The 24,906-nt window shown below is 72.6% G+C and carries 23 protein-coding genes; 10 read left to right on the forward strand and 13 right to left on the reverse strand.

Annotated elements, in window-relative coordinates:
- The first annotated feature begins 2 nt into the window (after positions 1-2).
- Entirely contained in the window at positions 3-626 is a 624-nt protein-coding gene (locus ABZT14_RS10755) for a hypothetical protein (protein ID WP_356299496.1), read from the forward strand.
- Between the two features lie 73 nt (positions 627-699).
- On the opposite strand, the gene ABZT14_RS10760 is transcribed toward ABZT14_RS10755, so the two are convergent.
- The 3 genes from ABZT14_RS10760 to ABZT14_RS10770 all read right to left on the reverse strand — a co-directional run bounded on the left by ABZT14_RS10760 (position 700) and on the right by ABZT14_RS10770 (position 4,139).
- Positions 700-1,761, reverse strand: a complete 1,062-nt coding sequence (locus ABZT14_RS10760; RefSeq protein WP_356299498.1) for a hypothetical protein — start codon at positions 1,759-1,761, stop codon at positions 700-702.
- 239 nt (positions 1,762-2,000) lie between these two features.
- Entirely contained in the window at positions 2,001-2,846 is an 846-nt protein-coding gene (locus ABZT14_RS10765; protein WP_356299499.1) for a putative RNA methyltransferase, read from the reverse strand.
- Positions 2,847-2,936: 90 nt separating this feature from the next.
- Complete coding sequence (locus ABZT14_RS10770) at positions 2,937-4,139, reverse strand: macrolide family glycosyltransferase (RefSeq protein ID WP_356299500.1); 1,203 nt, start codon at positions 4,137-4,139, stop codon at positions 2,937-2,939.
- 355 nt (positions 4,140-4,494) lie between these two features.
- Here ABZT14_RS10770 and ABZT14_RS10775 point away from each other — a divergent pair, with 355 nt between their 5' ends.
- Together ABZT14_RS10775 and ABZT14_RS10780 are read left to right on the forward strand one after the other, a co-directional pair.
- Positions 4,495-5,238, forward strand: coding sequence for a glucose 1-dehydrogenase (locus ABZT14_RS10775; RefSeq protein ID WP_356299502.1), 744 nt, complete (start codon positions 4,495-4,497; stop codon positions 5,236-5,238).
- A gap of 86 nt (positions 5,239-5,324) precedes the next feature.
- Positions 5,325-5,825, forward strand: coding sequence for a GNAT family N-acetyltransferase (locus tag ABZT14_RS10780; RefSeq protein ID WP_356299503.1), 501 nt, complete (start codon positions 5,325-5,327; stop codon positions 5,823-5,825).
- Positions 5,826-5,957: 132 nt separating this feature from the next.
- On the opposite strand, the gene ABZT14_RS10785 is transcribed toward ABZT14_RS10780, so the two are convergent.
- Positions 5,958-6,536, reverse strand: coding sequence for a dihydrofolate reductase family protein (locus ABZT14_RS10785; RefSeq protein ID WP_356299504.1), 579 nt, complete (start codon positions 6,534-6,536; stop codon positions 5,958-5,960).
- Positions 6,537-6,760: 224 nt separating this feature from the next.
- On the opposite strand from ABZT14_RS10785, the gene ABZT14_RS10790 reads away from it, so the two are divergent.
- On the forward strand, positions 6,761-7,336 hold the full coding sequence (locus ABZT14_RS10790) for a TetR family transcriptional regulator (RefSeq protein ID WP_356299505.1): 576 nt from the start codon (positions 6,761-6,763) through the stop codon (positions 7,334-7,336).
- 272 nt (positions 7,337-7,608) lie between these two features.
- Positions 7,609-8,511, forward strand: a complete 903-nt coding sequence (locus ABZT14_RS10795; protein WP_356299506.1) for an LLM class flavin-dependent oxidoreductase — start codon at positions 7,609-7,611, stop codon at positions 8,509-8,511.
- A 4-nt stretch (positions 8,512-8,515) separates the two neighbouring features.
- Here the strand turns inward: ABZT14_RS10795 and ABZT14_RS10800 are convergent, their stop codons facing one another.
- The 3 genes from ABZT14_RS10800 to ABZT14_RS10810 form a co-directional block, all read right to left on the reverse strand.
- Entirely contained in the window at positions 8,516-9,109 is a 594-nt protein-coding gene (locus ABZT14_RS10800) for an RNA 2'-phosphotransferase (protein WP_356299508.1), read from the reverse strand.
- A gap of 149 nt (positions 9,110-9,258) precedes the next feature.
- A complete protein-coding gene (locus ABZT14_RS10805; RefSeq protein WP_356299510.1) occupies positions 9,259-10,254 on the reverse strand; it encodes a MerR family transcriptional regulator in 996 nt (331 codons plus the stop codon).
- 201 nt (positions 10,255-10,455) lie between these two features.
- Complete coding sequence (locus ABZT14_RS10810; RefSeq protein ID WP_356299511.1) at positions 10,456-12,306, reverse strand: SDR family oxidoreductase; 1,851 nt, start codon at positions 12,304-12,306, stop codon at positions 10,456-10,458.
- A gap of 445 nt (positions 12,307-12,751) precedes the next feature.
- Here ABZT14_RS10810 and ABZT14_RS10815 point away from each other — a divergent pair, with 445 nt between their 5' ends.
- The 4 genes from ABZT14_RS10815 to ABZT14_RS10830 are packed head-to-tail and all read left to right on the forward strand — an operon-like array spanning position 12,752 to position 16,372.
- On the forward strand, positions 12,752-13,738 hold the full coding sequence (locus ABZT14_RS10815; protein WP_356300144.1) for an ABC transporter ATP-binding protein: 987 nt from the start codon (positions 12,752-12,754) through the stop codon (positions 13,736-13,738).
- Complete coding sequence (locus tag ABZT14_RS10820) at positions 13,735-14,637, forward strand: ABC transporter permease subunit (protein WP_356299512.1); 903 nt, start codon at positions 13,735-13,737, stop codon at positions 14,635-14,637. Before ABZT14_RS10815 ends, ABZT14_RS10820 begins: the two co-directional genes overlap by 4 nt.
- A complete protein-coding gene (locus ABZT14_RS10825; protein WP_356299514.1) occupies positions 14,634-15,551 on the forward strand; it encodes an ABC transporter ATP-binding protein in 918 nt (305 codons plus the stop codon). Before ABZT14_RS10820 ends, ABZT14_RS10825 begins: the two co-directional genes overlap by 4 nt.
- A gap of 32 nt (positions 15,552-15,583) precedes the next feature.
- The gene (locus tag ABZT14_RS10830; protein WP_356299516.1) at positions 15,584-16,372 is read left to right on the forward strand and encodes an ABC transporter permease; all 789 of its coding nucleotides are present in this window, start codon (positions 15,584-15,586) and stop codon (positions 16,370-16,372) included.
- Positions 16,373-16,439: 67 nt separating this feature from the next.
- On the opposite strand, the gene ABZT14_RS10835 is transcribed toward ABZT14_RS10830, so the two are convergent.
- The 3 genes from ABZT14_RS10835 to ABZT14_RS10845 form a co-directional block, all read right to left on the reverse strand.
- The gene (locus ABZT14_RS10835; protein WP_356299517.1) at positions 16,440-17,453 is read right to left on the reverse strand and encodes a 3-oxoacyl-[acyl-carrier-protein] synthase III C-terminal domain-containing protein; all 1,014 of its coding nucleotides are present in this window, start codon (positions 17,451-17,453) and stop codon (positions 16,440-16,442) included.
- Between the two features lie 741 nt (positions 17,454-18,194).
- On the reverse strand, positions 18,195-18,827 hold the full coding sequence (locus tag ABZT14_RS10840) for a TetR family transcriptional regulator (RefSeq protein WP_356299519.1): 633 nt from the start codon (positions 18,825-18,827) through the stop codon (positions 18,195-18,197).
- Between the two features lie 139 nt (positions 18,828-18,966).
- The gene (locus ABZT14_RS10845) at positions 18,967-19,545 is read right to left on the reverse strand and encodes a TIGR03086 family metal-binding protein (RefSeq protein WP_356299521.1); all 579 of its coding nucleotides are present in this window, start codon (positions 19,543-19,545) and stop codon (positions 18,967-18,969) included.
- Positions 19,546-19,700: 155 nt separating this feature from the next.
- Here ABZT14_RS10845 and ABZT14_RS10850 point away from each other — a divergent pair, with 155 nt between their 5' ends.
- On the forward strand, positions 19,701-20,693 hold the full coding sequence (locus tag ABZT14_RS10850; protein ID WP_356299523.1) for a YafY family protein: 993 nt from the start codon (positions 19,701-19,703) through the stop codon (positions 20,691-20,693).
- Between the two features lie 34 nt (positions 20,694-20,727).
- Here ABZT14_RS10850 and ABZT14_RS10855 read toward each other — a convergent pair whose 3' ends face one another.
- The 3 genes from ABZT14_RS10855 to pheA form a co-directional block, all read right to left on the reverse strand.
- Positions 20,728-21,567 carry an HAD family hydrolase gene (locus ABZT14_RS10855; RefSeq protein ID WP_356299524.1) on the reverse strand — a complete coding sequence of 280 codons (840 nt, stop codon included), beginning with the start codon at positions 21,565-21,567 and terminating at the stop codon, positions 20,728-20,730.
- Positions 21,564-22,841 carry a serine--tRNA ligase gene (serS, locus tag ABZT14_RS10860; protein ID WP_356299526.1) on the reverse strand — a complete coding sequence of 426 codons (1,278 nt, stop codon included), beginning with the start codon at positions 22,839-22,841 and terminating at the stop codon, positions 21,564-21,566. Before serS ends, ABZT14_RS10855 begins: the two co-directional genes overlap by 4 nt.
- A 1,024-nt stretch (positions 22,842-23,865) precedes the next feature.
- A complete protein-coding gene (gene pheA / locus ABZT14_RS10865; protein ID WP_356299528.1) occupies positions 23,866-24,792 on the reverse strand; it encodes a prephenate dehydratase in 927 nt (308 codons plus the stop codon).
- Between the last annotated feature and the right edge of the window lie 114 nt (positions 24,793-24,906).

Here is a 24,906-nt window from a genome sequence, read left to right on the forward strand (position 1 = left end):
CCATGACCCCGCGCCCCGCACACCCCGCCGACGACCTGGCGACCGCCCTCGCCGCGCGGCTGTTCCACCTCACCCTGGTCATGGCCCAGCGCACCCACGCCGTGAGCTCCCGCCTCACCCGGCGCCCCCGGGTGCCGGTGCCCCTGCGCACGGGCCAACTGGCCAGCCCCGGCCAGGCCGTCTACCGCGTCCTGGACCTCGGCCCCGACCTGGCGCCGCAGCGGCGGCAGCCCCCGGGGCAGGGCCGGCTCCACAACTACCTGCACCTCCAGGGCGACCCCGACGGGGTTCCCGGCTCCTACCGGCTGGTCCACTTCTGGTCGGTGCCGCTGCCCCACGACCCGGAGGCGACGGCGGCCTTCGACCGCGCCGAGCGGGAGTTGGGGGGCTGGGGCTGGCGCACCCGCCGGGTGGACCAGCCGCGCGGTGACCTGCACCTGCGGGCCAACTACCGCCGTTTCCAGCTCATCGTGACCTGGGACGCCCGGGAGCGGGTGCTCGCCGGCCACACCCTCGGCCCCCCGGCCCGCTTCGCCGACCCCGAGGACGCCCGGGCCCACGCGCCCGCGCCCGGCCACGGCAACCGGGTACTGCTGCACCTCACCCCGAGCCTGCACCCCCGGTGAGCCGGGTCCCGCCGACCACCCGACGACGCGGCGGGAGACGGGACCCGGACCGGTCACGGCGCGGGCGTGGGACTCAGTAGTGCACCCGGGCCCCGTTGGCACGGTGGTCGGAGTAGTCCAGGTCCTCGTTGTCGCTGCCGGTCAGCGTCAGGTCGGCCTGGTCGCCCTCGTCGAAGGTCGGCACCACGTGGTGTGTGGTGGTCGCCGGTTCGCTGTCCCCGTTCCGGGCCAGCAGGAAGTCGATCCGGCGCGCGCCGTCGAAGGTCCACTTCTCCCCCAGGCACGCGGCGTCGCCCTCGCACCCGGCGTAGGCGGCGTCCCGGAACCCGTGGGCTCCGCCCAGGTCGCCGTTGCTGTTCTTGTACCAGGTGGTCCAGTCGCTGCCCCCGTTGGTGCTGGAGGCCGCCCGGTTGGTGTCACCCCCGGCCACGTACAGGTCGGCGACCCCGTAGCCGTCCTCGGTCAGCTCGTTGCTCAGTTCGCCGGCGTTGGAGGTGGCGCACGGGCCGGTGCCGCCACCGGACTTCTGCGTCGGCCAGTGGAAGGAGGCCGCCGTGACGTCCTTGTTCCCCACCCTGTCGTGGAGCAGCGCCTTGACCCCCTTGGTGCGGGAGCTGGTGCCGTTCACACAGTGGTCCGGCCGGTCCGGGTCCGGCGCGTGCTGGGCCTGCCAGCGGTTCTCCGGTGACTGGGAGAGCTTCAGGTCCAGTCGGTCGGCGCGCCAGATGACCGCGTTGGTCTGGTACGTCTTGTCCGAGCCGCACACCCCGCCGCCCGGCTTGGGGTTCGCCTCGGCCACCACGCCCTCGTACTTCTCCCCGAAGTGTTCTTCCATGCGGGTCAGCAGCAGGTCCAACTGCTTCTGTCCGCTGAGCTGTTGGACCAGGTAGATGTCCGGGCGGTACTGCTGGAGCCGCATGTAGTACATCAGGTCGTGCCAGTCACCCGGACAGTTCTCCGAACTGGTCGGGAGGTTCTCCACGTTGGCCTCGTACACCTGGAGGAAGCCCGGGTCCTGGTTGGGCACCGCCTCCTCGACCGCCCGCGACCTCTCGTTCCCCGTCGCGTACGGGGCGGTCAGCACCGACCCCACCAGTACGCCGGCCACCAACACCCCGTAGGTGCGCTTTCGCATTCCTCAACCCCGCTTCGACGTCGCTTGTCGCTGAGTCGCCCGGCTCCCCTCACCACCCGGGGGTGGTGACCGGTTCTGCGGCGGTACGCGGGAACTTAGCGGAAAGCGACCGGCGAGGAAACCACGCCTTCGCGGAACCGCCCGATCGTGCGACGCGGAGGCACGCCCCGGGCGACGGCGCGCACACCGGGGGCGTACCGGGGACACAACCGCCGGCGCCCACCCCGGGTCACCGGGACCTACCGCGCCCGGTAGGCGGTGGCCAGCACCGACACCGTGACCCGCTCGGGCAGTCGCTCCCCCTCGGGTCGCAGGTCCTCGGCGCTCAGGTGGCGGGCGCTCGGGGTCATCAGCACCAGGTCGACGGCCTCCTCGGCGGTCAGGGACACCGGGTACTCCACCCGTCGGGTGCCCTCGGCCGCGAAGTACGGGTCCAGCGCCCGGTGGAGGCGGCGCTCCTTGTCCGGGTCGACCGCCACCATCCCGGGGAGGCGTCGCCGCAGCTCGGCCAGGTGCCCCTCGGAGGGACGCACCACCAGCAGCCGTCCCCCGGGCCGCGCCACCCGGTGGAACTCCCCGGGGTTGCGCGGAGCGAACACGTCCAGCACCAGGTCCACCCGCCCGTCGACCAGCGGGAACGGTCGGAAGACGTCCCAGGAGGCGGCGGCTGCCCGGGGGTGGGCGCGGGCGGCGGCGCGCAGGGCGTGGCCGGAGGTGTCCAGGCCCAGGCCCCGGGCCCCGGGGAGGGCGTCCAGCACACCGGCCAGGTGGTACCCGGTGCCGCAGCCGACGTCCAGCACGGTGGCCCCGGCCGGCGTCCCCTCGGCGGCCAGTTCGGCCACCGCCTCACGGATCGGGGCGTACCCCCCTGCGGCCAGGAACTCGCGCCGGGCCCGGACCATCGCGGGGTCGTCCCCGCTGGTCGCCCGGGTCCCGGTCAGCAGGCTGACGTAGCCCTGGCGCGCCAGGTCGAAGGTGTGGCGCCCAGGGCAGCGGAGGGAACCGGTGGCGGGGGCCAGTTCGGCGCCGCAGGAAGGGCAGCGCAGCAGGGGGAGGACCGCCTCAAGGGCGGGGGAGGTGGGCACGGACGGCTACTCCTGGACGACGGGGCGCGGGGCGTTGGGGCCCGGGGTCTTCCCGTACCGGGCTGGTACGGGAAGACCCCGGGTGGGCGGTCAGGACCTCACGGGCAGGTACCCCTCGATGATCTCCACCGCTCTGGTGGTGCCGCCGGCCCGCCGCAGTTCCTCGCGGTGCTGTCGGCACCGGGCGGCGACCTCGGTGTCGTCGACCACCGCCCGTACCGCCTCGCGCAGGGCCCGGGGGTCGGCCTTCTCCTTGGGCAGGTGGCGGCCGATCCCGAGGCGTTCGATGGCGGCGGCGTTGTCGAACTGGTCGACGGCCTGGGGTACGGCGACCATCGGTACCCCGCAGGACATGGCCTCCATGGTGCCGCCCATCCCGGCGTGGGTGACGAACGCGTCCGCCTGGCGCAGCATGGCCAACTGCGGGATCCAGGAGTGGAGGGCGAAGTTGTCCGGGATCTCGCCCAGTTCGGCGTGGTCGACGGCCCCGGTGTTGAGGACCACGTGCCACCCCTCCCAGGCGCCGAAGGCCTCCAGGCACCGGCGATAGAAGGCGGGTTCGTTGTTGTAGCCGGAGCCCAGGGAGATCACCAGCAGGTGTTCGGCCTCCGGGGGCCGGCTCCAACCGCCCTGGTGGGGGCGGACGTCGAGGCAGGGGCCGACGTGGGTGTAGACCTCGGTGTCGACCTTCTCCACGAAGGGTTGGAGCGCGGGGGCGATGGTGGCCACCGAGCGCCGGGGGCGGCCCGTGAAGTCGTCCGGGTCCTCCTCGACGCCGTACTGCGCGAGCCAGGCGCGGAACCGCTGGTAGTAGCGGATGCCCGCGGGTTCCGTACGGCGGCGTTCCAGGATTCCGGCCAGGTGTTCCTCGATGCCGTCCCAGGCCACGTAGGTGGGCGAGATCTGTACGGCGGGCAGCTCCCACCAGCGGGACAGGGCGAGCCCCACGTAGCCGCCGATGTCGTAGAGCACCAGGTCGGGGCGGTCGTGCTGGTAGTGGGCGGTCAGTTGGGGCGCCACGTGGATCGCCTCGTCGAGGAACAGGGTGACGGCCTCGATGTCGTCGGTCGGGTACTCCCGGTCCTCCCCGCGTCGGGGGAAGGTGGTCTCGTAGCGGACCGGTTCGGCGCCGACGGACCGTACGGCGTCCACGAAGTCGTCGGTGACGGTGTAGCTGACCCGGTGTCCCCGGGCCACCAGCTCCCGGATGATCTCCAGGCTGGGGTGGATGTGCCCGGCGGCCGGGACGGTGAACATGGCGATGTGGGCAGCACTGGCTGGTTCGCGCACCATGGGGCGCCTTCCTCTGAGTCAGGACGGGAACCGACGGTGTCCTCACGTCGGTGAACTGCTCCGTGGTCCGGGGTCACCCGTTGGGCCCTGGGCCGTGGCCCGGGGCGGCGGTCGGTGAACGCCCGGTGGACGGGGGTACGACGGCGGGCCCGCCGGGCGCCCTGGAGGCGCGCATGGCGGGGAGCCGGACCCGGGTCCGCTCAGAGGTACAGCTGTGCCTGTTCCATGGGCTCAGCCTAGGTCCGGGTGCGGGCACGGGGCCAGGGGGTTTTTCTGGGGTGGGACCCAGCGGGGTTTCCGTGGGGCGCTGGTCGCACCGGGCGCACCTGTTGGCGAGGCACTGGGAGGTGGCGGGATGAGCGCGCTGGCGGACAGGGCGGCCGTGGTCACCGGCGGTTCGCGGGGGATCGGCCGGGCCATCGTGGAGCGGCTGGCGAGGGACGGCGCCCACGTGGTCTTCAACTACGCCCGCCACCAGCGGGCCGCCGAGGAGGTGGTCGCCGCCGTACGGGGCCGGGGCGGCACCGCCGAGTGCCTGCGCCTGGACCTGGCCGAGACCGGGGCGGCGGAACGACTGATGGAACGGGCCCAGGAGTCGCTGGGCCGGCTGGACATCCTGGTCAACAACGCGGCCCTGTCCTTCGGGGTGGCGCCACTGGCGGAGATCTCCGAGGAGGACTTCGACCGGGCGCTCACCGTGAACACCCGCTCCACCTTCGTCACCATGCGGTACGCCGCCCGCCACATGCCGGACGGCGGCCGGATCATCAACATCTCGACCCTCAACACCGTACGGCCGGCTCCGGGCAACGCCCCGTACGCGGCCAGCAAGGGGGCCGTGGAGCAGTTGAGCCTGGTGGCCGCGCAGGAGCTGGGCCCCCGGGGGATCACGGTGAACGTGGTGTCGCCGGGGGCCACGGACACCGAGTTGCTGAGGTCCACCAACTCCCCGGAGAACCTCGACATGGCGGTGGCGGCCACCCCCCTGCGGCGGCTGGGCCAGCCCTCCGACGTGGCGGACGTGGTGGGCTTCCTGGCCAGCGACGACGGCCGCTGGCTCACCGGACAGAACCTGCACGCCACCGGGGGCATCGCCTGAGGTGACCGCGAGGGCGCCGGATTCCGGGCGTCTCGGGACCTTCGGGGTCGTGACCCGGGGGCGGGTGAGGCGGCAGACTCGGGGACATGGTGAGCCTGCGGGTGATATCGGGAGATTCCTGGCCGCTGTGGCGGGATCTTCGACTGGCCGCGCTCACCGACTCCCCCGAGTCCTTCGTCGCACGGTTGGCGGACTGGGACGAGGGCGGCGAGGAACAGTGGCGGGAGCGCCTGGAGACCCCCGGCACCTACAACGTGGCCGCCCTCCAGGGGGACCGCGCGGTGGGCATGGTCCGGGGCGTACGGGGCACCGAGGCCGGGGTGGGCGAGCTGCGGTCGCTGTGGGTGAGCCCCGAGGTGCGGGGCCTGGGCGTCGCCGACCAGCTGGTGGAGGCGGTACGGGAGTGGGCCGAGCGCTCCGGGCTGGAGCTGCTCCGCCTCGCGGTGCTGCCGGACAACTCGGCGGCGGTGGCCCTCTATCGACGGCACGGCTTCGTACCGGCCGGGGAGTGGGAGCGGCCCTCGCCGGAGGGCGAGGGCCCGGAGCGGCTGATGGTCCGGCGGCTGGGGCGGGCCGCGCCCACCTGAGGGCCCGGGCGGTGGCACGGTCCACGTCAGCCCGGGCGGCAGGAGCCGGCCGGGCCGCCGAGGTCACGGGCCCGGTGGCCGGGTTTCACGTGAAACGGCACCGGGGCGGTGGCTCCCCGCCGTGCGGCCGGGTCACCGTAGGCGGTCGTAGATGCGCACCAGTACGTCGTTGCCGAAGGTCCGGGTGGAGCGGAGCGTGAACGGGGTGCGCGCGAAGGGGGCGGCGAACATCGGCATCCCGGACCCCAGCACCTCGGGATAGGTCTTGATCACCAACTGGTCGACCTCGTCCAGGAGTTCGCCGGCCAGCCGGGAACCGCCACAGAGGTAGATGTCCCGCCCCGGCTCCGCCTTCCACTCCCGTACCCGCTCCACCAGGTCCCCGGAGACGATCTCCACGGCGGGGTCGGGGGAGGTGAGGGTGCGGGAGGCGACGTACTGACGCAGGTGGGCGTAGGGGCTGGGCACCCCCTCCTCCAGGGCCAGGTCGTAGCTGGCCCGGCCCTGGATCACGGTGTCGAACCGCCGGTTCTCCAGGTGGTCCAGCTCCAGGGCGCGCCTGCCCTGGCTGGGCAGGGTCTCCGGGTACTCCTCGACCAGGAAGTCCAGGAACTCCTGGTCGACGTACTCGGTGAAGAAGGCCGCCCGCCCCTCGGGGTCACCGATGAAACCGTCGATGGAAACGGCGATGAAGTAGGTGAGCTTGCGCAAGGGGCCTCCACGGGAAGTGCGGGTGAGGTGGCGCCGGGAAGGAAACCACTTCGCCTATAGTGCTTCAGGTGTAGTGGTTGGGCAACGCGATTTCCGCGCGGTGTTCTCCGTAGTGGTTTCCCCGGGGCGGCTTCTCCGTGGCGGGCCCGGCAGGCAGCACCCTGTCCACCCCGACTCCCCCGCCACACCCGGCGGTTGAGGTACGACGAGGAGGCACGAGCCAGATGGTGAGCAACCCCGCCCGGAGGACCGCGCTGGTCGACGCGGCCATCGAGGTACTGGCCCGCGAGGGGGCGCGAGGGCTGACCTTCCGCGCCGTGGACCGGCAGGCGGGGGTGCCCACCGGCACCACCTCCAACTACTTCGCCAACCGGGACCAGTTGTTCACCCAGGCCGGGGGCCGTATCCAGGTGCGGATGACCCCCAGCCCGGAGCAGGTCGACCACCACCTGGCCCCCGCCCCCACCCGCGCGCTGGTCGCCGACCTGATGCGCTGGCTGGTACGGCGGATGACCGAGGAACGCACCGGCTACCTGGCCATGCTGGAACTACGGCTGGAGGCCACCCGCCGGCCCGCCCTGCGCGCCGAACTCAACCGGGCCGTCCACCAGGTGCTGGAGGAGAACATCCGCTTCCACCTGGACCATCGGCTCCCCGGCGACGCCGACACCGTACGGGTGCTCTACCTCGCCATGACCGGGCTGCTGTTGGAGCACTTCACCCTCCCCGAGGTACTCGCGGACACCGACCTGGACGCCCTGGTGGACCGGGTGGTGACCACCGTGGTGCCCCGGGAGTGACCCGGGCCGGCACCACGAGCGGACCCGGACGCCGTCGGGGAACGGAGCGGGCGCCCCGGTCGGCCACCCCTCGACGCCCAGGGACCACCCACCGGTCCCCGACCAACCGCCGCCCGGGCACGGGGTCACCGGCACCCCGCTCCCGGGACCGGCCGGACCCCGGCCCCGTACGGCGACCCACGGCGACCCACGACGACCCACGGCACCCCGGGCTGCCCGTGTCCCGCTCCACGGAGCGGAGGTCGGGCGGGGTGGGCGCATAGGGTCGACCCATGCGTCTGAGCACAGTGATCCTCCCCGTACGCCGCTGGGCCGAGGGTGGACGGCAACAGTGGACCCACGCCGAGGAGTTGGGCTTCCACGCCGCGTACACCTACGACCACCTGTCCTGGCGGGAACCGTTCCGCGACCGCACCTGGTTCGGTGCCCTGCCCACCCTCACCGCCGCCGCCTGCGCCACCGAGCGCATCCGCCTGGGCACCATGGTGACCTCGCCCAACTTCCGGCACCCGGTGACCCTGGCCAAGGAACTCATCAGCCTGGACGACGTCTCCGGTGGGCGGATCACCCTGGGCGTCGGGGCGGGCGGTACCGGCTTCGACGCCACCACCCTGCTACGCGAGGGCGAGGAGCCCTGGTCCGCCAGGGAACGGGCGGACCGCCTCGGGGAGTTCGTGCCCCTGCTGGACCGGCTGTTGACCGAGGACGCGGTGACCGAGGAGGGGCGCTACTACGTGGCGAACGGCGCCCGCAACATCCCCGGCTGTGTGCAGCGGCCCCGGTTGCCGTTCGCGGTGGCGGCCACCGGACCCCGGGGGATGCGGCTGGCCGCGCGCTACGGGCAGGCCTGGGTGACCACCGGCGACCCCAAGGTGTCCCAGGACGGCACCCCCGAGGAGTCCCTGGCGGCGCTGCGGAACCAGAGCCAGCGCCTGGAGGAGACCTGCCGTGAGCTGGGGCGCGACCCGGCCGCACTGGACCGGGTGATGCTCTGGGGGTTCACCCCCGACGGGCCGCCGACTTCGGTGGACCACTTCGTGGACTTCGCCGGCCGCCACCGCGACCTGGGCTTCACCGAACTGGTGCTGCACGCCCCCATCCCCGACAGCCGCTTCGCCATGGACCAGGAACTGTTCGACCGGATCGCCGTGGAGGCGCCGGCCCAGCTGGGCTGAGCGGTCAGGAGCCGGACCGGTCCCCCGCCGCGCCCCCAGCGGTCGGCGCGGGACCCGGTTCGAGCGGCTCCAGGGCCTCCGGCGGCACCGAGTCGGTCAACCACACCCCGTTGGCGCTGCGTTGGAACCGGTGCCCGGCCCGGTGCAGCACCCCGGCCCGTACGGTCAGCACCACCGGCTCGCCCCGACGGGCACCGACCCGGGTGGCGGTCTCGGGGTCGGCGGACAGGTGGACCGCGTGCCGCTTCATGGGGCGCAGCCCCTCGGTCCGTATCGCGGGCAGGAAGCGGTCAACGGTGCCGTGGTAGAGCCTCTCGGGCGGGGCGAGGAACTCCAGGCCCAGGTCCACCGGCACGGTGTGCCCCTGGTTGGCCCGGATGCGGTCGCCGTCCAGGGTGAAGCGGCGCTTGTCGCTGTCGGCGACCACCCGCGCCAACTCCTCGCGGGTGAACGGGAATCCGTGGGCGGCGGCCTGCGCGATCAGGGTCTCGACCGAGGTCCAGCCCTGGGCGTCCAGGGTGATGCCGATCTGGTCGGGGGCGTGACGCAGGTGGAGTGAGAGGTACTTGGAGAGTCGGGTCGCCTGTCGCGGTCGCATACCGCTCATGATGTCCGCCCGCCCCGGGCTACGCCCCCGGTTTTCCGCCGACCTCCCGGGCGGTCCGGGCGGTCCGGGCCCACGCGGGGGTCAACCACACCGGTGGGCACGGAGCCACCGGACTCGGGGGTGCGGACCCCGTACGGGGGTCACCGCTCACGGCGCCGGCCCGCCTTGGCCAGCTGGTCCATGGTGCGGGCGGCCAGCTCGCGGGTGGTGGCCGCGACCACGAAGTCCACCAGGTGCTCCTCGCCCACCAACTCCTCCACCTTCCGCACCAGTTGGTCCGGCAGCGGCACCCCCTGCCGCCCCTCGGGTACGGCTTCCGGGAACCGCTCCGGCTCCCGGGCGGGGGCGCCCTCGCCGGGTCGCTCCCCGATTGCCTCCACGCCTCGGGGGCTCATCCGGGACAGCAGCTGTTCCCTGGTGCGGCTCTGGCCGGCCAGGTGGTCGCTGGCCAACAACCGCATCGCGCGGGCCAGTTCGGCGTCGACGGTCTGCTGGGCCAGTGGGCGCAGCCGGCGTACCAGGGAGGCGGCCTCGGCTATCTCCGACTCCGAGGGCGAGCCCACCTGGCGGACGGCGGCGTGTTCGGTGCTGAAGTCCAGGAAGCGGGCGGCGATGTGCTCCACCTGGCTGCGCAGTTCCCTGAGGTGGCCGGTGAGGGCGAGCAACGGGACCCCCACCCGGTGGAGTTCGGCCGCGACCACCAGTTCCTGGGGGCTGGGGACCAGGAACTGGTCCGGCTCGTCCGGCACCGGAACGAGCACGCCCAGCTCGATCGCCTCCAGTGCCGCCTCGTCACTGCGTTCCCCGCCGAACAGTTCGCGGAGGTCGTCCCGGTGCACCCGGTCGTCCTCCAGGTGGCGGGTGCCCCCGGCCCCCACCAGGCCCAGCACTCCGGCCAGGCCCTTGCCGGAGTCCCAGGCGTCCAACAGCTCCCTGATGCTGGCGAGGGTGTACCCCCGGTCCAGGAGGTCGGCTATCTGCCGCAGTCGGGACAGGTGGGTGTCGTCGTAGACGTTGGACCGTCCCCTGCGCTCGGGGGTGGGGAGCAGTCCCCGGTCCTGGTACGCCCTTATGGTGCGGACCGTGGTGCCGCTGTGCTGGGCCAGGTCCTCGATCCGGTACTCGTGGGCTGGCATCGGTCTCCCTTGTGCTCGGGGGAGCTGGGCCGCCTGGGGGTCTCCCGTACGGCGTGTACTCGGTGGGTGGGGGCGCTGGGGGAGGACGTGGGTGGAAACGGGATCCTCCCCGCTGGTGTCGGGGGCTCTGTTGGGGTGCTGACGGGGGCTGGGGTTCGGGGTCCGGGCGAGGCGGTCGGGGTCCGGGCGGGGTGGGCGGGGTCAGGGGCTGATCCGTGCCAGGGCCCGCAGGGCGCCGGGGGAGAGGCGGGACAGCCACCACGCCACCCTGGCCTCGGGGGTGACGGGCACCATGGGCCGGCCGTCGAGTACGGCGCGGAGCACGGCGTGGGCCACCCTCCGGGGTGGATAGGCACGGCGGGCGTAGGCGCGGGTGGTCCGCCGCCGGTGTTCGGCCTCCTCACTCGGGGTGGTGCCGACGAAGCGGGCGCGCTGGGTGATGCCGCTGTCGACGATGCCGGGACAGAGCACGGAAACCCCGATGTCCCGCCCGGCCAGTTCGGCGCCCAGGCACTGGCTGAACATCAGCACCGCCGCCTTGGAGGTGGAGTACGCCGGCAGGGCACGGGTGGGGAGGTACGCGGCGGCGGAGGCGATGTTGACGATGTGCCCGCCCTGACCCCGACGGACCATCTGCCGGCCGAACACGGTGCTGCCGTGGATGACGCCCCACAGGTTGGTGTCCAGCAGGCGCCGCCAGTCCTCGACGGTGGTCTCCAGCAGGGGGCCTGCCATGCCCAGGCCGGCGTTGTTGACCAGGACGTCGACGACCCCGTGTCGGTCGGCGACCCGCTCGGCGAGGCGCTCCATGGCCTCCTCGTCCCCCACGTCGACCCGCTCGGCGTACGCCTCGGCGCCGAGGGCCCTGGCCTCCCGGGCGGTGCGCTCGGCCCCGGCACCGTCCAGGTCGACGACCACCACCCGGGCCCGGGAACGGGCGAAGGCCAGCGCGGTGGCCGCGCCGATGCCGTGCGCCGCACCGGTGACCAGCACCAGTTGGCCGGCGAACCGCTGGGTGGCCCGCCCCTGGTCGGTGGGCAGGGCGTCGGGGTCCGGCGCGCCCCCCTCGGGGGCTGCTGACGCCGGGGGTGGGAGCGGGTCGGCGGACTGGTCGCGGGGCGGGCGGGGGTGGTGGGCCCGGGTGAACTGCCGTATCCACCGGGTGAGTTGGTCGGGCCGCTGGCGGGGGACCCAGTGGCCGCAGGCCACGGTGCGGCGGAGCAGCCGGGGCGCCCAGCGGTCGAGGTCGTCGTAGAGGTGGGGGCCCAGATAGGGGTCGCGGGTGGGGACGACGAGCTGCACCGGCACGTGGGCGTGGGCGTCGGGGCGGGGGTCGCGGTACCGCGCGGCCACGTTGTCGCGGTAGAGCCAGACGCCGACGGCGGCGTTGTGCTGCCGGTCCTCGGGGCGGGGCACGTCCTCGTCGGGCCGCGTGCCGTCCCGTCGTCCGACCAGCCGGAGGGTCTCCCGGCCCAGTGGGCTCCGCCAGAACAGCTCCGGCAGCCGGGGGGTACGCAGGGCGTGGACGTACCACGACCGGCCGCTCTGGCCCAGGAGTTGGGCCAGCCGTCGGGGATCGTGCGCGGTGCGGCGGTCCCGCGTCCAGTGGGCGAGGTGGTCCAGGGAGGGCCCGGATATGGAGGTGAAGCTGGCGATCCGGCCCCGGGTGCGGGCCACGGTGGCGAACTCCCACCCCTGCACCGAACCCCAGTCGTGGCCCACCAGGTGGACCGGTCGGTGGGGGCTCACGGCGTCGGCCACGGCCAGGAAGTCGTCGGTGAGCCGCTCCAGGGTGAAGCCGCCGCGCAGGGGGCTGGGCGGAGTGGAGCGCCCGCATCCCCGGACGTCGTAGGTCACCACGTGGCAGTGCCGGCTGAGGGGTCCGACCACGGCGGACCAGAGCCCACGGTCGTCGGGATACCCGTGCACCAGGACCACGGTGGGCCGGGAACCCTCACCCTCCTCGGTGGCACCGTCGGCGCCGTACTCCTCCACCAGGAGGTCCACCTCGCCGGAGCGCACCCAGCGCTCCCGCCCCAGTGGTCGGCCCATTCCACGCCCCCTCGCCTTCACGGGGGACGTCCTTCGCCTCCCGGTCCCGTGACCGTCAGCCGGGGTGTACGCGGAATGCCGTGGTCCCACGGTCCCATGGTTGACGGTGACAGCAACGACTGTGACAACAGCGCCTGGGCCCGTCAAGGCGTGCCCCCAGCCTGTGGATACCGCCGGTAAGCACACGTGGCCCCAGGTCAGGAGGCCGCACCCGTACCGCACCCGTACCCCCGCGAAGTCCGCGCCCCACGAACGTCCACCGTTCCCACCCCTTTCCGCCCGTTCGTCCACGCGGACCCCCACAGCGACCCCCATCACGACCCCCGGTTCCCCACGAGCCCCCTTAGGGCGCCGCTACGACTTCGGTAGCACCGGAGAGCCCGCTTCGAGGACGGAAGTCGGACGCGCCGGCCCCCGTGGCACCGCTAGCGTCGTCAACGTGACTGTGATCGCGACCGAAAACCTCAGCAAGCGGTACCCCGGTGTCGCCGCGCTCGACCGGCTCACCGTCGACATCGGCCCCGGCGTGACCGGACTGGTGGGTGCCAACGGTGCGGGCAAGTCGACCCTGATCAAGATCCTCCTGGGCCTGGCACCGGCCACCGAGGGCTCCGGCACGGTCCTCGGACTGGACGTGGCCACCCAGGGCGAGGCCATCCGGGGACGCGTGGGCTACATGCCCGAGCACGACTGTCTGCCACCCGACGTGTCCGCCACCGAGTTCGTGGTGCACATGGCGCGGATGTCGGGCCTGCCGATGTCCGCCGCCCGGGAACGCACCGCCGACACCCTCCGCCACGTCGGCCTCTACGAGGCCCGCTACCGCCCCATGGGCGGCTACTCCACCGGCATGAAGCAACGGGTCAAGATGGCCCAGGCGCTGGTCCACGACCCCCAGCTGGTGTTCCTCGACGAGCCCACCAACGGCCTCGACCCCGCCGGCCGGGACGAGATGCTGGGCCTGATCCGCCGGGTGCACAGCGACTTCGGCATCTCGGTGCTGGTCACCTCGCACCTGCTGGGCGAACTGGAACGCACCAGCGACCACGTGGTGGTCATCGACGGGGGCAAGCTGCTGCGCTCCTCGACCACCCGGTCCTTCACCACCGGCACCTCGGCCCTGGTCGTCGAGGTCACCGACGACGACCGGCACCCCGACGGCACCAGCGTGGCCCAGCGGGCACTCGCCGAGGCCGGGCTGAACGTGAAGGCCGACGGCCGGCTGCTGAACGTGGAGGTCGCCGAGGAGTCCGTACACGACACGGTGCGGGACGTGGTGGCCGAACTCGGCCTGGGCCTGGTGCGCATGGAGGAGGGGCGGCACGGCATCGCGGAGATCTTCCGCGACCGCCCCGAGGCCGCCGCCCCGCCCCCGACGGCAGACCCCGACTCCCCAGCACAGCAAGCCCCCGCGGCGGTGAGGAAACCATGAGCAGCCCACAGGCAACCCCCACCCAGGGGGCCTCCGCCTCCATCCACGACATCGGCTACCGCCACTACGACGGTGAGCGCAAGGGCACCGACTACGCCCGCCGCTCCCTGTACACCCACTCGCTGCGTGGCGCCTTCGGACTGGGCCGGGCCGGCAAGTCCAAGGTCCTGCCCATGCTGCTGCTGGGCATCATCTGCGTACCGGCCGCCATCGTGGTGGCCGTGGCGATCTTCACCAAGGCCGACAGCCTGCCTCTGGAGTACGGGGCCTACCCCACGAACCTGGAGCCGGTGATCACCCTCTTCGTGGCGGCCCAGGCACCCCAGGCGGTGTCGCGGGACCTGAGGTTCCGCACCATGCCGCTGTACTTCTCCCGCCCGATGAGCCGGCGCGACTACGTACTGGCCAAGTACGCGGCGCTCAGCAGCGCCGTGTTCCTGCTGACCGCGCTGCCCCAGGTGATCCTGTACGCCGGCGCCCTGCTGGCCAAGCTCGGATTCGTCGACCAGACCGAGGAGTTCGGCCGTTCCCTGGTGCTGGTCGCGCTGATGTCCCTGCTGTACTCGGGCCTCGCCCTGCTGGTCGCCGCCCTCACCCCACGCCGTGGCTTCGGGGTGGCCGGGGTGATCGCCCTGTTCCTCATCTCCAGTGGGGTGGTCGCCGCGCTCCAGGCCATCGCCTGGGAGCAGGGTGACAAGGGGCTGATCAGCTGGCTGGCCCTGGGCTCGCCCTCCTCCTTGGTGGAGGGCGTCAAGTCGGGTCTGCTGGGCTTCGAGGCCAGTTGGCTCGGCCCCAACCCCAGCGCGGCCATGGGGATGACGTACGCGCTGGTGTCCCTGTTGTTGATGGCCGGCTGCTACGGCCTGCTGATGCTGCGCTACCGAAAGGCCGGACTGTGAGCACCCTTCAGATCGACCACACCTCCCGCTGGTTCGGGACCCTGGTGGCCGTCAACGACGTCACCATGGACATCGGTCCGGGCATCACCGGGCTGCTGGGCCCCAACGGCGCCGGCAAGTCCACCCTGATCAACATGATGGCCGGCTTCCTCGCCCCCTCGACCGGCACGGTGTCCCTGGACGGCCAGCGGATCTGGCGCAACGAGGGCATCTACCGCGAGATCGGCCTGGTGCCCGAGCAGGAGGCGATGTACGACTTCCTCACCGGCGGGGAGTTCGTACGCGCCAACGCGGAACTGCACGGGCTGGCCGACGCCAGGGGAGCGGCGGCCCGCGCCCTGGAGACCGTGGAGATGACCCAGGCCGCCGACCGCAAGATCTCCACCTACAGCAAGGGGATGCGGCAGCGGGTCAAGATGGCCTCCGCCCTGGTGCACGACCCCTCGGTACTGCTGCTGGACGAGCCGTTCAACGGCATGGACCCCCGGCAGCGGATGCACCTGATGGAGCTGCTGCGGCGCATGGGCGAACAGGGCCGCACCGTGCTGTTCTCCTCCCACATCCTGGAGGAGGTCGAGCAACTCGCCTCCCATATCGAGGTGATCGTGGCCGGACGTCACGCCGCCTCCGGGGACTTCCGCCAGATCCGCCGGCTGATGACCGACCGGCCCCACCACTACGCCATCCACTCCAGCGACGACCGCGCCCTGGCCTCCGCGCTGATCGCCGACCCCTCCACCAACGCCGTGGAGTTCGACACGGCGGAGGGCGTACTGAAGGTGCAGGCCACCGACTTCGACCGCTTCACCACCCTGCTCCCCCGCCTGGCCAGGGAACACGGGATCCGACTGCTGAAGGTCTCCCCCTCGGACGAGTCGCTGGAATCCGTCTTCTCGTACCTCGTCGCGGCCTGAGGCCGCGCCCCAACGATCAGGAAGCCTGAGCGATGCCCGCAACCCAAGCCCCCGGGAAGGCACCCGGGGCCCCGAGCACCCCTCCTCCCGAGGGTGCCCTCTTCCATCCCACGGTCGCCCGGCTGACCCTGCGCGCCCTGCTGGGCCGCCGTCGGGCGCTGATCCTCTTCGCGCTGCCCGCCCTGCTGCTCCTGCTGTCGGTCGTGGTACGGCTCATGGTGGACGCCGACGACGACGTGGCCGTCTACGTACTGGGCGGCTTCGGCATGGCGACCATGGTGCCGCTGGTCGGGGTGATCGCCGGCACGGGCGCCATCGGCCCGGAGATCGACGACGGTTCGGTGGTGTACCTGCTGTCCAAGCCGTTGCGGAGGTCGTCCATCATCACCACCAAGCTGGTGGTCGCGGTGGGTGTGGCGATCTGTTTCAGCGCCCTGCCGATGCTGCTGTCCGGTTTCCTCCTCAACGGCAACGGACAGTCCATCGCCGTGGCGTACGCGGTCGGTTCGGCCGTCGCCGCCCTGGCCTACGGGGCGCTGTTCCTGATGATCGGCACCATCAGCCGCCACGCCGTGGTGTTCAGCCTGGTCTACGCCCTGCTGTGGGAGGCCCTGGTCGGCAACCTGGTGCCGGGCGCCCGGACGCTGAGCGTGCAGCAGTGGGCGACCGCCCTGGCCGAGAAGGTCGCCGCCCCCGGTGCGGGCGTCAACTCCGACGTCTCCTACGGCACTTCGATGGTGCTGCTGGTCGTGGTCACGGTCGGCGCCACCTGGTTCGCCGGCCGGAGGCTGCGGTCGATGACGGTCAGCGGCGACGAGTGACCCGCGCGGGCGCTCCCGGCTCCGCCACCGTGGGGGAGCCGGGAGCGCCGAGCCGTGGTACGTGCGGTCAGCCGGCCCGCCAGCGGACGGCGGCGGCACCGGAGAAGTCCCCGGCGTGCGCGAAGCCGCCGAACATCAGCAGGTCGCCGTCCGACACCCGCCCCTGCTCCAGCCCGTGTTCGAGGTTGATGGTCATCGCGGCGCCCATCAGGTTCCCGTACAGGTCGAAGGTCTCCAGGTGGCGGTCCGGCCCCAGTTCGAGCTGACGGGACCAGTGCTGGAGGAAGAACCGGTTGGGCTGGTTGGTGATCAGCAGGTCCACCTCGGAGAGCTTCAGGCCCAGCCGGTCGACCAGGGCCTGTACCGCCTCCGGCACCAACCGGCTGCCGCGCCTGATGATCTCGGTGACCTTGTCCGGGCTGAAGTCCAGGTGCATCTGGCTGGTGCCCGGCTCCCAGTACTTGCGCCCGTCGTCCAGGCGCAGTCCGGCGTCGGCCGCGAACTCCCCGTGGTAGCGGGTCTCCACCCCCAGCACCGGGGAGGCGCCGCTGGCCGCCACGTAGCTGACCCCGACCCCGTCCCCGGGGATCGCGGCCTCGGGCAGCTTCATCACCTCCGGCTGACCCATCACCGTCCCGGCGGTGTTCTGCACGTTGCACAGCAGGGCGTCCCGGATCTGCCCGGAGTCGATCAGCGCCTGGGCCAGCCCCAGCAGGTGGACGAGTGAGGCGCAGCCGCCGTTGTGCGAGTCCAGCACCCAGTCCGGGCGGGCGCCCAGCCGGTGGGCCAGCTCCGCGCCACAGCCGGTGAAGGGCAGGTCGGGGAGGTGGACGTTGGTCAACACCGCGTCCACCGAACGGAGTTGGTCCCAGCCGATCCTCTCCGCCAGGGCGTGGGAGGCGCGCTCGGCCATGTCGGCCGCGCTCTCCTCGCGGGCCACGTGGCGGCGGTACCGGGGAGGCCGGAACATCCGGTGGTCCCGGGCCTCCTCCTCCGGCTGCTGGGCGCGGAGGAAGTGCGCGGTGTCCAGCTGTCGCGGCGGTACGTAGGACGCCACCTCCAGCAGGCTCATGGTGGTCATACGAGGTCACCCTCCCCACCCGGGCCCGGCCGGCCGCCGTCGTACGGGCGTGGCCGGCCGTCAGGGAACCGTTGCCGAAGGTGCGCCCCCGCTCCCGGGGGACGCGCTATGCCCCCGCTGTCGGGGGGTGCGAGTGGACTGTTCATCCTCGGGGCTCCTGAGCGGTAGCTGATGGTTGACGGTCACCGGCCGGTACGGTCCCGGGGCACCGGATGGCCGGGGGGCCGCCCCGGTCGGCGGGGGCCGGGGTGCCCGGACCGGTCGCGGTGCCGTGACGCGACGGGGCTGGTGACGGGGGCTGGTGGGGTGCGGGGGACTCCCGGGCCACCCGGGGGAGGCGCGGTGGCGGTCGCGGGGGCACCGGAACGTCCACGACACGGTGTCGGTCGCTCACTGTTCCCCTCAGTGGTCGCCAGGCCGGGAAGTGTGCGTTCCCCCTTTTCCCGGGCGCTTTGGGAGAAGGGCCCGGGGAGCCCGCCGGATACGCCGGAAGGGCGCCGACGGCGCACGCGTCGCGGTCACGCGCTTTCCAAGTTGTAAACGATTACACAAGGGAGCGCAAGACTTCTCAACGTGAGGGGAAAGAAGGGGAAAGTCTTTCGGACACCGCTCACCAGGCGGTCCGGTGCGGAACGGGGAGAACCGTCCGCCGGGCGAACCCGCGCCCCCTCGGCAAACCCGCCGGAGGACAAAGAACTCCCCAAGTCGCCGCTAGGAAAGGGCAGGTGACGGCCCGTGCGCTCAGCCGAAGGGATTGCCGGCCAGCGGGTCCACGTCCCCGTCCCACTCGGACCCGGCGTAGGCGCAGGCCGTGAGCACGGCGTTGAGCTGCTTCTCGATCTCCTCGTGCGACATCATCTCCGGCACGCAGATCGCGGTGAAAAGGATGCCGTCCAGCATCGCCGCGAACATCCGGGCCCCACTCTCGGGATGGGGGAGGTCCAGGGAGTGCAGCACCCGCTGGAGGTGGCTGACCAGGAAACCCCGCCAGGAGGTCAACCGCTCCTGCAACTCCGGCTTGCGGGCCGCGTAGAGACACAACTCGAAGCGGGCCAGGGTGGTTTCCCGGGAGTCGTCCAGAAAGCGTTCCGTCGCCTGGGCGAAGACGGTGGCGATCTCGCTGGGCCCGCGCGGTTCCCGGAAGTACGGGTCCCGGGTCAGCTCGCTGATCGACTGGTTGTCGCGTTCCGCGAGATAGGCGACCACCTGTTCCAGCAGGGCGTCCCGGGTGCGGAAGTAGTAGCTGGTCGAGCCGTGGGTGGTACCGGCCTCGCGCTCCACCGAACGGTGGGACAACGCCTGGAGCCCCTCGCGCGCGATCAGCCTCACCGAGGCGTCGAGGAGTCGGGTCCGGGTGTCGGTTCGCTCAGCCATCTCCCCCAATCTACTTTCTCCGCTCGTAGAAAGAGAAAGCTTTCGGCATCTCCTCTCCCACCGTCGCGCCCCACCGGAGGCGGCGGCCGGCACCCCGAGGGGGCCGGCCACCCACGTGGGGCGCACCACGCGGCCGGGGTCAGCGGGCGGGGGCCGTCCACTCGGGGTCGCGGCCCAGCCAGGCGGCGAGCCGAGTGGTGACCTCGGCGTCCTCCGCGACCGGTCGCGGCTCGTCGAAGGGCACCCCCTCACCCCGTTCGGCGGAGACCGTACGAGCCACGCCCAAGGCGAACTCCCCCAGCTCCGGGTCGAGTTGGCCCCCGTCGCCGAGGGCCCGGGCCAGGTCCCAGGAGTGGGTGACCGCGTCCATGGTGAGCCCGCCGAGGGCGGCCCGCCCCGGCATGGTGCCCCAGACCAGGGTCACCGACTGGGACAGTCGGGCGTCGTCGGAGTACGCCGAGGCCAGACGGCGCCTGGCCCGCTGGTAGTCCTCCGGCCCCGGGGAGGGGGTGCCCTCGGGGGCGGAGGACTCCCCGCCGTCCACCAGTGCCGCGTAGTGGTGGGTGGAGCCCACCACGTGGGCCGCCAGATCCCGAACGGTCCACCGGGCACAGGGGGTCGGCAGGTCCCACTGGTCCTGACGTACCGACTCCAACAGCGCGGCGAACTGACCGCCGGCTCGTTCCACCATCACCCGGGGGTCGAGGTTGTTCTCCATGGCCGGACACACTCCTGCTCGTTCCCTGTCGACGGCCGTCGTCGACGGGCACCACTCTGCGGCCCAAACCTGACAGGTTCCGTCAGGTTTTCCGGGCGGGTCCCGTGGAGGGGCTCGCCGCGCGGGGCCGGGCGGGTGTGGGGCAGCCTGGTGGGGTGAGGTCCGACCGGCTGCTGTCCGTACTGCTGTTGCTCCAGACCCGGGGGCGGGTGACCGCCCCCGAACTGGCCCGCAGGCTGGAGGTGTCCACCCGCACCATCTACCGGGACGTGGACGCCCTCTCCGCCGCCGGGGTACCGGTGTACGCGGACCGTGGCCGAGGTGGGGGCATCGCCCTGCTGCCCGGGTTCCGCACCGACGTCACCGGACTCACCACCGACGAGACCCGCGCCCTGTTCGTCCTGGCCGGCGAGGCCACCCACGGGGCGCTGGGGCTGCGGGACGCCCTCGGGTCGGCGCTGCGCAAGGTGATGGCGGCGCTGCCGGACCAGCCGGCGCCCCACCGGGAGGCGGCCGAACGCACCAGCCAGCGCATCCTGATCGACCCGGACCGCTGGTTGTCCGGCCCCCGGGCCACGGTGGACCTGGACCCCCTGCACCACGCCGTGTTCGCGGACCGGCGGCTCCGTCTGCGGTACCAGCACAGCGGGGACCCCGCGCCGCGCCAGTACACCGTGGACCCGTACGGGCTGGTGTCCAAGTCGGGTCACTGGTACCTGGTCGCGGACCGGCGGGGGCGGCCCCAGCTGTTCCGGGCCGACCGGGTGCACCGGGCCACCGTGCTGGCCGAACCGGTGCGGCGGCGTACCGGTGTCGAACTGGCCGAGGTGTGGGCGGGGTTGAGGCGGCGCGTGGAGGACCGCCCGGTGGAGGTCACGGTACGGGCGCGGGTGCGGCGTGACCGGCTGGGCCGGTTCCGCCGCATCGTCGGCTCCATCCTGACCGGCCCGCCACCGGACGAGGAGGACGCCGCCACCCCCGACGGGGAGTGGGTGACCGTGGAGCTGGCCTACCCCGCGCGCCCCGCGGTGCGCCAGCTCCTCCAGTTCGGCACCGACGTACGGGTGCTGCACCCGGCGTGGGTACGTACCGAACTGGCCCGGATGGCCCGGGAGGTGGCGCTGTGGCACGAGGCGGACGACGGCTGAGCTTCGGCCTCCGGTGGCCGGACGGCCGCCCGGTTCAGGCCTCCGACAGCAGCCGTTCGAGCACCAGGGCCACGCCGTCCTCGTCGTTGGTGGCCGTGACCTCGTCGGCCACCGACAGCAGCTCCTGGTGGGCGCCGCCCATCGCCACCCCGTGGCTGGCCCAGCCCAGCAGGGGCACGTCGTTGGGCATGTCCCCGAAGGCGATGCTGCGGGCTCCCCGCAGGCCGAGCCGCCGGGTCACCAGCGACATCCCCGAGGCCTTGGTCAGCCCCAGCGGCAGCAGCTCCACGATGTCCGGGCCGGACAGCACCACGGTCACCAGGTCGCCGACCAGCTTCTGGCAGGACTTCGCCAACACCTCGTCGGACAGCCGGGGGTGCTGCACGTACAGCTTGGTCACCGGCTCGTCCAGCAACTCCTCCCGGGGGACCACCCGCACCGCGAGCGGGCCCAGCGTACGGAAGTCCGGTTCCTGGACGACCTCGCCGGCCAGGCCGTCCCGGGAGGCGGACACCATCAGGGTGCCCAGCTCCTCCTGGACCCTGGTCAGGGCCGCCCGGGCCACGCCACGGTCCAGGGTGAGGGAGGTCAACAGCCGTCGTTCGCCGGCGTGGTAGAGCTGGGCGCCCTGCCCGCACACCGCCAGTCCCTCGTACCCCAGCTCACGCAGCACCGGTTCGGTCACCGCGGCCCCGCGCCCGGTCACCACCACGTGGGTGGCTCCCCGACGCACGACCTCCGCCAGCGCCTCGCGGGCGCGCGGGGACACGCTGTGGTCCGTCCGCAGCAGGGTGCCGTCCAGGTCGGTGGCGACCAGGGCGTAGGGGAAACCGTCCACCGGGGCGGCCCCGGTCGCGGGCACGGTGTCCGTCACGGCGCCACCGGCTCCAGCAGTTCACGACCCCCCAGGTAGGGGCGGAGCGCCTCGGGCACCCGTACCGAACCGTCCTCCCGCTGGTGGTTCTCCAACAGGGCCACGATGGTGCGGGGTACGGCGCAGAGGGTGCCGTTCAGGGTGGCCAGCGGGCGGGTCCGTTTGCCGTCCCGCATCCGTACGGCCAGCCTGCGGGCCTGGAAGGAGTCGCAGTTGGAGGCGGAGGTCAGCTCGCGGTACTTCCCCTGGGTGGGGATCCACGCCTCGCAGTCGTACTTCCGGGAGGCGGAGGCGCCCAGGTCACCGGAGGCCACGTCGATCACCTGGAACGGCAGCTCCAGGGAGGTCAGCCACTGCTTCTCCCACTCCAGCAGTCGGCGGTGCTCCTCCTCGGCGTCCTCCGGGTTGGTGAAGGAGAACATCTCCACCTTGTCGAACTGGTGCACCCGGAAGATGCCCCGGGTGTCCTTGCCGTAGGAGCCCGCCTCGCGGCGGAAGCAGGGGGAGAACCCGGCGTAGCGCAGCGGCAGCCGCTCGGCCTCGACGATCTCGTCCATGTGGTAGGCGGCGAGGGGCACTTCGGAGGTGCCGACCAGGTACAGGTCGTCCTGTTCCAGGTGGTAGACGTCCTGCGCGGCCTGCCCCAGGAAGCCGGTGCCCTCCATGGCCTGCGGCTTGACCAGGGCGGGGGTCAGCATGGGGGTGAAGCCGGCCGCGGTGGCCTGGGCCAGGGCCGCGTTGACCAGGGCCAGTTCCAGCAGGGCGCCGACGCCGGTGAGGTAGTAGAAGCGGGAGCCGGAGACCTTGGCGCCGCGTTCGGTGTCGATGGCGCCGAGCAGCTGGCCGAGTTCCAGGTGGTCGCGCGGGGTGAAGCCCTCGGCGTCGAAGTCCCGGGCCTGGCCGTGGGTCTCCAGGACCGTGAAGTCCTCCTCGCCACCGACTGGCACCTCGGGGTGCACCAGGTTGCCCAGCTTCCTGAGCAGCTGCTCGGCCTCCTCGGCGGCCTCGTCCTGGGCGGCGTCGGCGGCCTTGACGGCGGCGGACAGCTCGCCGGCCCGCTTCAGCAGCTCGGTCTTCTCCTCACCCTGTGCCCTGGGGATCTGCTTGCCCAACTGCTTCTGTTCGGCACGCAGTTCGTCGAAGCGGGTGGAGGAGGACCTACGTCGTTCGTCGGCCTCCAGGAGGGAGTCGACGAGGGCGACGTCCTCTCCTCGGGCGCGCTGGGAGGCGCGTACGCGGTCGGGGTCCTCACGGAGCTGGCGAAGGTCAATCACGAGCGACAGGGTACCGGGCGCCGCCGACCGCCAGATCTGGCGGTGGACGGAGTCCGCCGTACGTCACCCCGAGCCCCTCGGCCCTCTCGAACCCCACCGACCGTGCCCGGTGGGCCGGTTGCCCCACGCCGGCCCACCGGGGGCGGAACTGCCGGGGTGGTTCCGCCGAGGCGGACCTCACACAGCGGTCCCCACAGAACAGCCGACCTCACAAGAAGGGGCGCTGGAGCGTCTACAGGGTGAGGGCCGCCCGGACGGGGCGTCAGCGCCTTCCGGGAGGCGGCGCCTCGGCGCGGCCGGCGACCGGGGTCCGGCCCGGGTGGGCCACGGGGCCGGCTCGGCCGGAGCCGGGGTCGCTCGGGGTCGGCACGGGCTCAGCCCGGGTGCTCCACGGGGCCGGCTCGGCCGGAGCCGGGGTCGCTCGGGGTCGGCACGGACTCAGCCCGGGTGGGCGCCGAGGCGACTCCGACGGGACGGCGAGAGCCACGGCAGGACGAGAGACACGAGGGGAGTGCACAGGTTGATGAGAGATACGCGACGAGTGGGGCGCCGGGTGCCCGGCACACCTGGCCGGGTCCGCCGTTCGACCAGGGACGTTGCCCCCATGAGGTCCGCACGGAGGGACTTCTGTCCACAGGGGGGTGAGGATTACGGCAAGTTATCCACAGGCTGGGGGTGGCGGGCGGGCCCGCCCCGGCCGACCGGGAGAAGCCGTGGTGAGCGGGGGTGGGGGCGGAAGTTCTTGGGCCGTTTCCCCTGTCGCTATGCCCTGTTCCAGGGAGAATTGCCCGACGAAACCCGACGGACACCCAGGGTCACGCCACCCGGAGTATGCTCGCCGGTTCGCCGCACACGTCACCTTTCGCGGCATTCACGTCGTACGCCGGATTTGACGACAAGTTATTCACAGCCTCCACGCACCCTGTGGACAACTCGATTCGGGAGAGAAACCGCCCCTGGTCACAGCCCCCGGACGGTACGCCGGACCGGGCGCCCACCACTGACGGCCGGTCCCACCGACCGCTCAGGCACGCCCGTCCATGCAGCGGTTCAGCCAGTCCGAGGCCTCCTCGAACGCCTTGTCCGAGGTGCCCTCACGAAGCTGGGGTGCCACCGCGTCGGCGCGCGGATAGGAGCCCAGGAACCGGACCTGGGCACAGGCCCGCTTCAGCCCCATCAGGACCTCACCCACCCGACGGTCGGTGACATGGCCCTCGCAGTCCACCGAGAAGCAGTAGCGTCCGATGCCCTCCCCCGTGGGGCGGGACTCGATCCTCATCATGTTGACGCCACGGGAGGCGAACTCCTGCAACAGCTCCAGCAGCGCACCGGAGTGGTCCTCGCGCAGCCACATCACCACCGAGGTCTTGTCCGCACCCGTGGGGGCCGCCGGCCGGGCCGGGCGCCCCACCAGCACGAAGCGGGTGGTGGCGTTGTGGGCGTCGTGGATGTCGGTCACCAGGGCCTCCAGCCCGTAGGTGGCCGCCGCGAACTCCCCGGCGAAGGCCGCGTCGAAACGCCCCTCCTGCACCAGCCGGGCGCCGTCCGCGTTGGAGGCCGCCGACTCCCAGTGCGCGTCCGGGAGATGGCTGCCCAACCAGTTCCGCACCTGCGGCTGGGCCACCGGATGGCCGGTGACGGTCTTGACGTCCTCCAGCTTCGTTCCGGGACGCACCAGCAGCGCGAAGGAGATCGGCAGCAGCACCTCGCGGTAGATGACCAGCGGCTCGCCCCGGGCCAGCTCGTCCAGAGTCGTGGTGACCCCGCCCTCCACCGAGTTCTCGATGGGTACCAGGGCCGCCGCCGCCTGACCTCCACGGACCGCGTCCAGGGTGGCGGCCACCGACACCATGGGCAGCAGCTCCCGGGTCGCGGCCTCCGGCAGCGTACGCAGGGCTGCCTCGGTGAACGTCCCTTCCGGGCCCAGATAGGTATAGCGGCTCACTGACATGTGGCCACAGTAGTCCCACCAGCGACATCGACCGACCCGTCTCACTGGGTGGGCAGCCGCCCCGTCCCGAAGCGCACCCGGGTCCCGCCCCGGGCGACTCCGGCAGGGCCCCAT

Source organism: Streptomyces sp. NPDC005438 (genome assembly GCF_040606315.1).
GTDB lineage: Bacteria > Actinomycetota > Actinomycetes > Streptomycetales > Streptomycetaceae > Streptomyces.

Coding starts and splice junctions, on each gene's coding strand:
- ABZT14_RS10840 (WP_356299519.1), bottom strand. CDS start 18,827: ATGGCTGAGCGAACCGACACCCGGACCCGACTCCTCGACGCCTCGGTG.
- ABZT14_RS10760 (WP_356299498.1), bottom strand. CDS start 1,761: ATGCGAAAGCGCACCTACGGGGTGTTGGTGGCCGGCGTACTGGTGGGG.
- ABZT14_RS10775 (WP_356299502.1), top strand. CDS start 4,495: ATGAGCGCGCTGGCGGACAGGGCGGCCGTGGTCACCGGCGGTTCGCGG.
- ABZT14_RS10845 (WP_356299521.1), bottom strand. CDS start 19,545: ATGGAGAACAACCTCGACCCCCGGGTGATGGTGGAACGAGCCGGCGGT.
- ABZT14_RS10790 (WP_356299505.1), top strand. CDS start 6,761: ATGGTGAGCAACCCCGCCCGGAGGACCGCGCTGGTCGACGCGGCCATC.
- ABZT14_RS10805 (WP_356299510.1), bottom strand. CDS start 10,254: ATGCCAGCCCACGAGTACCGGATCGAGGACCTGGCCCAGCACAGCGGC.
- ABZT14_RS10770 (WP_356299500.1), bottom strand. CDS start 4,139: ATGGTGCGCGAACCAGCCAGTGCTGCCCACATCGCCATGTTCACCGTC.
- ABZT14_RS10755 (WP_356299496.1), top strand. CDS start 3: ATGACCCCGCGCCCCGCACACCCCGCCGACGACCTGGCGACCGCCCTC.
- ABZT14_RS10800 (WP_356299508.1), bottom strand. CDS start 9,109: ATGCGACCGCGACAGGCGACCCGACTCTCCAAGTACCTCTCACTCCAC.
- pheA (WP_356299528.1), bottom strand. CDS start 24,792: ATGTCAGTGAGCCGCTATACCTATCTGGGCCCGGAAGGGACGTTCACC.
- ABZT14_RS10780 (WP_356299503.1), top strand. CDS start 5,325: ATGGTGAGCCTGCGGGTGATATCGGGAGATTCCTGGCCGCTGTGGCGG.
- ABZT14_RS10820 (WP_356299512.1), top strand. CDS start 13,735: ATGAGCAGCCCACAGGCAACCCCCACCCAGGGGGCCTCCGCCTCCATC.
- ABZT14_RS10795 (WP_356299506.1), top strand. CDS start 7,609: ATGCGTCTGAGCACAGTGATCCTCCCCGTACGCCGCTGGGCCGAGGGT.
- ABZT14_RS10810 (WP_356299511.1), bottom strand. CDS start 12,306: ATGGGCCGACCACTGGGGCGGGAGCGCTGGGTGCGCTCCGGCGAGGTG.
- ABZT14_RS10830 (WP_356299516.1), top strand. CDS start 15,584: ATGCCCGCAACCCAAGCCCCCGGGAAGGCACCCGGGGCCCCGAGCACC.
- ABZT14_RS10835 (WP_356299517.1), bottom strand. CDS start 17,453: ATGACCACCATGAGCCTGCTGGAGGTGGCGTCCTACGTACCGCCGCGA.